The sequence below is a fragment of the Coriobacteriia bacterium genome (assembly GCA_031292615.1).
Classification (GTDB): domain Bacteria; phylum Actinomycetota; class Coriobacteriia; order Anaerosomatales; family JAAXUF01; genus JARLGT01.
Genome location: JARLGT010000133.1, coordinates 1 through 5,345 on the forward strand (window position 1 = coordinate 1; position 5,345 = coordinate 5,345).

Annotated in this window: 6 protein-coding genes; 2 read left to right on the plus strand and 4 right to left on the minus strand. The window is 65.9% G+C overall.

Translation table 11 applies throughout. The features are described 5' to 3' along the window. Window positions 1-294: 294 nt before the first annotated feature. Window positions 295-681 (minus strand): 4Fe-4S binding protein, encoded by a 387-nt coding sequence (locus tag P4L93_12300; GenBank protein ID MDR3687724.1) that lies wholly within the window; start codon window positions 679-681, stop codon window positions 295-297. Beyond that, the gene (locus P4L93_12305; protein MDR3687725.1) at window positions 678-1,148 is read right to left on the minus strand and encodes a nitrous oxide-stimulated promoter family protein; all 471 of its coding nucleotides are present in this window, start codon (window positions 1,146-1,148) and stop codon (window positions 678-680) included. Before P4L93_12305 ends, P4L93_12300 begins: the two co-directional genes overlap by 4 nt. A gap of 257 nt (window positions 1,149-1,405) precedes the next feature. On the opposite strand from P4L93_12305, the gene P4L93_12310 reads away from it, so the two are divergent. Continuing rightward, a complete protein-coding gene (locus P4L93_12310) occupies window positions 1,406-2,119 on the plus strand; it encodes a Crp/Fnr family transcriptional regulator (GenBank protein MDR3687726.1) in 714 nt (237 codons plus the stop codon). A gap of 5 nt (window positions 2,120-2,124) precedes the next feature. After that, a complete protein-coding gene (locus P4L93_12315) occupies window positions 2,125-2,841 on the plus strand; it encodes a Crp/Fnr family transcriptional regulator (protein ID MDR3687727.1) in 717 nt (238 codons plus the stop codon). A gap of 22 nt (window positions 2,842-2,863) precedes the next feature. On the opposite strand, the gene P4L93_12320 is transcribed toward P4L93_12315, so the two are convergent. Both P4L93_12320 and P4L93_12325 read right to left on the minus strand, forming a co-directional pair. Further along, on the minus strand, window positions 2,864-3,646 hold the full coding sequence (locus P4L93_12320; protein MDR3687728.1) for a hypothetical protein: 783 nt from the start codon (window positions 3,644-3,646) through the stop codon (window positions 2,864-2,866). Window positions 3,647-3,692: 46 nt separating this feature from the next. After that, window positions 3,693-4,829 (minus strand): hypothetical protein, encoded by a 1,137-nt coding sequence (locus P4L93_12325; GenBank protein ID MDR3687729.1) that lies wholly within the window; start codon window positions 4,827-4,829, stop codon window positions 3,693-3,695. Between the last annotated feature and the right edge of the window lie 516 nt (window positions 4,830-5,345).

Consider the following 5,345-nt stretch of genomic DNA (forward strand, 5'->3'; position numbering starts at 1 on the left):
CAGTGGAACCGCGGGGGAAAAGCGGGACCCGACGCTCGTGTGAACCTCGGGTCGCTGACGGGGGTGGTCCCGGGCGCTTGCGTCCAAGTGTTCCGGGGGGGAAAGATCGGATGCAAACGGGGGCCCCTGGGACCAACGCGGCAACCGTACACGATTTCACAAGCCGCGCGCATTGACTTAACTCATCGGTTCTCTGAATGCATATGAGCGCCCTCGCTACTCGCCGAGGAGCGCTCGTATGCACAGCCAGTGCCGTGCGAGGACCGTGCTGCCAAGGGGCTGGGTGCGGGAACGCTACCCGTGGATGAGCTGTGGGAGACAGCGAGTGCACACCCACGTGCTCGTGCCCTTGGTGCGGACCGGCAGAAGCGGCGCGTCATCCTCAGTCGTTCCGCAAAGGAAGCACGACTGCGCGATGTAGGTCTTGGGCTGCTCGGCGACGTGAACCTCGACGGCGTCGTAATCGAACGGGATGGCCTCGCGAGTCTCCAGGGTCAGCGCGCCGGTCGGGCACACGCCGAGGCAGAAGCCGGCACCGTCGCACAGCTCCTCTTTGACGACCCTCGCCTTGCCGTCGACGAGGACGATTGCGCCCTCGGCGCAGGGGCTTACACAGACGCCACATCCGTTGCAGAGCTCTTCGTCGATGTGAACGATCTGTCGGGTGACGGTGGTGGTCATCGGGTTTCCTCCTGATGGTTGGACGGGGGGCTGGCCACGAGTGCGGCCTCTCTCGCCTTGGCTTCGGCCTGCTTGCGGAACCTGCGGCTCTCAAGCACGTGCTTGATGCCGTCGACCGCGTGGCCTTTGCGCCACGACTTCGGACCCGAGTAGCGCATCATTTCGCGCTGCCACTCGCGTTCGTCGGACTTGTAGCAATGAGTTTCACAGTTAGCGCAGAACGGCTTGGGGTGGTGAGGGCAGTACGCGCGACGCTTCTCGGCATAGGCCAAGTGGGCCTCGCACTCCTCACAGAGCGTCGGTCGCTTGCGGCCGTAGATGCCGAGCCGGACTCCGTCGGTCTCGACGGGTCGGCGAGCGCGGTCCCGGTGATGACCGTCGCACCAGATCTGGATGAAGTCGGCCAGAACCACGGTGTCGTGGACCACTTTGGCGTCGTTCATCTTCTCTGCGAAACGCTCGTTCACTGGGGACCTCCTCTCACGGGGGGCTCGGGAATCCGTGAACTCCCCGAACAGCCGGGGATGCGATTCACAATAGCGACCGGTGCAACCGGTTTCTTTGACGACCGTCAATAGTGGGAAATAGGTTTGGTGTGACCAGGCGGGGAACGCTATTCTGCTGGTGACGCGGAGTCAGCCAGCAGCTCGATTCTTTCCTGCGCACGCAGTCCCGGCACTCGGTGACGAGCCGCGACGACCTCACTCCGGAGGGTTTTAAGCACATGACAGCCCCAACGGACGTCCCTGCCGACGTCTGGGCCGCCCTAAGGTCGTGCAAGGTCCTCAGCGAAGCAAGCGACGCAAGTCTCGCCTGGCTCGCCCGGGTGTCCTCCGTGCACCAGTACAACAAGGGCGACCGCGTCCTTTCCGACACCAGTGCGGCGCGCGAGATCGGCATCGTCATGTGCGGTCACGTGCGCGCCGTGCACTTCGGGGCTGACGGTCGTCCGGTCACCGTGCTCATGGCGTGGCCGTGCGAGCCCATCGGGCTGATGGCCGCACTCGCCGGCGACGACTACCGCACCACCTTCGAGTCCGCCGAGAACGGTACATCGATCGTCCTTTTCTCGCTTGAGGCGTTCACGCGTTTGACCCGTGACGAGCCCGACGTGCTCGTGTCGACGGTCCGCGAGCTGGCTCGCCAGATGACGGACATGGTGACGATGGTCAAAACGCTGGCGGCCGACGTCCCAGCGCGCGTGGCCATCTACATCGGACTGCTCCTCGAGGAGCAGGAGCCGAGCGGAACCGGGCCGTTCACCATCGACCTTGGCGTAACGCGTGTCGAGCTGGCTGCTCGGCTGGGAACGGTCCCGGAGACGCTCTCGCGCGCCTTCCATCTACTGCAAGCCGAGCACATCATCGAGAGCCACGGCCAACAGATCGTCGTGCTCGATCGAGACGCGCTCTTCGATCGCACGAACGGAGTGCTCTAGCCCCCATGACAGCACCTGCCGATATCCGCGCCGACGTCTGGGCGGCCTTTCGAGGCTGCCGACTGTGGCGGACTGCTTCCGATGACGCCGTGGCAACGCTGGCCCGCGCCTCGCGCATCTCCGAAGTGCCGCGCGGATCCCACCTGGCCACCGAGGGCGAATCGGCCGACCAGTTCGGCCTGATGATCTCGGGCAAGGCGCGCGTGTTCTACCTGGGTGCAGACGGCCGCCAGATCACCTTCGAGACCGTCGAGTCCGGGGAGCCGTTCGCCGCCGTGGGCTCGCTCGCCGGGACGCGCTACCCGGCCAACGTCGAGGCCGCGACGCCGGCGACGATCGCGTGCGTACCCGCCGATGCGTTGTTCGCGCTGCTGGACACCGAGCCCGCGGTCGCGCGGACGCTCATCGCCGACCTCGCCAACCGTGTCGTCAACTTCACCGCTGTGGTCACCACGCTCTCGCTCGACGTTCCCAGCCGGGTCGCGCGCTACGTCTTTCAGCTGGCGCTGAGGTCGGGTCGGCCCACAGCAGCCGGACTCCAGGTGTCGCTCGGCATGAAGAAGGGCGAGCTCGCGATGGCGCTGGGCACCGTGCCCGAGACGCTCTCGCGCGCGTTCGCGAAGCTTGCCGCCGAGGGCGTCATGGAGGTGCACGGCCAGCTGGTCACCGTGCTGGACATGCGCGCCCTAGCCGCACTTGGAAGCGGATACGACGAGGGCTAGGCGGAAGAGGTCGCTCGAACGCCTACAGGTCCGGCGGGCGCTCTATCTCGGCGGCGTGGGCGGCAGCCTCGTGCTCGCGGCGCTCCCGAGCGTGCGCGGCGGCCTCGCGCGACCCCTTCTCCAGCGTGCCGGCCATCAGGAACCCTGCGAGCAGAATCGCCGAGGCAACCATCTCGGCAGGATACAGGCCCACAGTCGTGCCGGCGCGAGCCATGCTGCCTGCCCAGGCGATCACGAGCGTGCCCACGATGATGAGCACGTTGGCCCAAACGCGATACCGAAACTCCGGCTTGCGCGCAAACCGGAAGATCGACAGCAGCGACGCGCCAATCAGGAAGAACGAGCCGGTGATGTTGAAGGGCAGCGACATGATCCGAGGGAAGCTCAGCGGATCGCCGAGCGCCTGCCCGCCGACCGTGATGCCCGGGATGAGCTTGTCCATCTGCAGCTGCACGGTGAACGTCCCGTAGAAGAAAATCACGAGGCATACGCTGAGGAATCCGAGGTAGATGTTCGGGCCGAGCTTCTTCTTGGCGACCAGGTAGTACGACCCCAGGCCGAGGAACCCCACGAGCGAGGCTGCCAACACGATGTAGACCCGGTAGACGCCTGGATTCCAGTAGCCCGTGTACTCGGAGACGGACTCCATGACGGCCGCGACTCCGTAGAAGAGCATGCCTACGGACCAGGCAAGCTGATGCGGCTTCCTGCGATGGAGCCACTGCGCGAAGATCAGCGCGGTGAACACCAGACCCAGAATCGCCGTGAGTGCGGGCCACCACCAGCCTGACCAGAACGCCTCCATGTCGTGCTCCCCTCGTGACCGTGCGGTTTGCTACCAACGGTATTCGCTACGGAGTGCTCAGAGCCTTGTCCGCGTCAGCCGCCTGCTTCTTGGCGTTCTTGTAGGCGTCGGCCGCCGAGCCAGCCACTTTGCGGAAGGCCTGCCCCGGCGCTGCGGGCGCCGATGGAGGGCTGGCGACCGACGCGGCTGCCTTCGCGAGCTGCTGCTGGTACGCCGCGAACTGTGCCGAGCCTCCTGCCTTGTTACCCGAGAGCCATACGCTTGTCGCAGCCGAGAAGAGCTTGGCCGCTTGGATGCGCATGTCGAGGTAGGCTGTGAATCGCTCGAGGCCGACACCGGGAAAGGCCGCGACCGCCTGAGCGTAGAGCTGGCGAGCGTCGCCCAACTGCCCTCTGATCCGCTGAAGCGCCACCGACGCGCTCTCGACCTTAGACGCTGTCGCGAGCGTGAAGTTGTGGCTCGCGGCTGATTCGGCGAGCGTCGCGGCACTGGTTTCTGCCGACGCTCGATCGACGAACGTCTTGGCCTGCACGGCCTTGACGCTGGCCACGAGGATTGTAGGCGCGTGCGCGAGCATGTCGAGCCGGGCCTGCGCGGCTGCTCGCACGCTTGTGGCGTGTGTCTGCTCGTCCTCGGTCAGGTGCGGCATCGCTTGGTCAATGAGCGCGAGAGCCTGTTTGAGGTCTCGGCGAGTCACGAGGATCTGAGGAGCCGTGTCCGGCACTCCTGGAGCCGCCGACGCCGAGAGCTGCGCCGTTACGAGCTTGTCGATGCTGTCGACGTTCGGCTTGGCTCGCTCGAGGAGCGCCTGGGCCTGATCGACTTGTTTGACGGCGTTCAGACGACCGGCCATCACGGGCCAGAACAGGTACAGGAATCCGACGAGCATGACGATGCCCGCGGCAATCATCCCGATCCAGACGAAACGATCGCGCTTGCGCCGACGCGCCTGCTCCTGCCGCAGCCGACGACGCTCGCGCGGCGTCAGGCCGTCGTCGGGGGCGGCCGACGCGACTTCGAAGTCGGCCGAGCCGCCATCCGACGGCTCGCCGGACTCGGCCAGCTCGGGGTTTGCGACCTCGACATCGGCGCCAATCTCGGCATCGATGTCGGCGCTCTCGTCAGCCGCCCGCGCATCGGCGTGCTCGGCGGGGTCAGGCTCTGTGTTGTCTCGGTCGCTCATCGTCCTCCGTCAGCGTGCGCCGGGCGCGCAAGGCATCCGCGTCGCCCTCGCACACTTGTACCAGCCAACGGCCACCGCGGCAAAGGAGCGAGCGCAGAAAGCGACGGGAAAACTCGAGAAAGATTCTGTTTTGGACTCTGTGATATTGGCACGCACGTTGCTAAAAGATGTACGAGCAGTGGCGACTCGCCTTCTCCTCCCCCCTCAGAGGCGGGGACCGCCCGCTCGAAGCATTGAACGACCCGCGCCCCCCACGCGGGTCGTTTCGCGTTCCGGGACAGTTTTGGTAAGCGCGTGGCTTACAATCGATGTATCGCTCAATCCCCCATCCGAAAGAACCTCGTGACCGACGCAGTCGAACGTCTCGTCAATCTCGCCTTCTATCTCGCCGAGGCTCGCGAGCCCGTGAGCGCCGAACGCATCCGCGTCGACGTCGCCGGCTATCCCGCGGACCAGGACGCCGAGACGTACCTGCGCATGTTCGAGCGCGACAAGGACGCCTTGCGCGAGGCCGGC

What these genes read in the sequence shown, in the direction of transcription:
- P4L93_12300 (MDR3687724.1), bottom strand. Translation starts at nt 681, where the DNA reads ATGACCACCACCGTCACCCGACAGATCGTTCACATCGACGAAGAGCTC.
- P4L93_12310 (MDR3687726.1), top strand. Translation starts at nt 1,406, where the DNA reads ATGACAGCCCCAACGGACGTCCCTGCCGACGTCTGGGCCGCCCTAAGG.
- P4L93_12315 (MDR3687727.1), top strand. Translation starts at nt 2,125, where the DNA reads ATGACAGCACCTGCCGATATCCGCGCCGACGTCTGGGCGGCCTTTCGA.
- P4L93_12320 (MDR3687728.1), bottom strand. Translation starts at nt 3,646, where the DNA reads ATGGAGGCGTTCTGGTCAGGCTGGTGGTGGCCCGCACTCACGGCGATT.
- P4L93_12325 (MDR3687729.1), bottom strand. Translation starts at nt 4,829, where the DNA reads ATGAGCGACCGAGACAACACAGAGCCTGACCCCGCCGAGCACGCCGAT.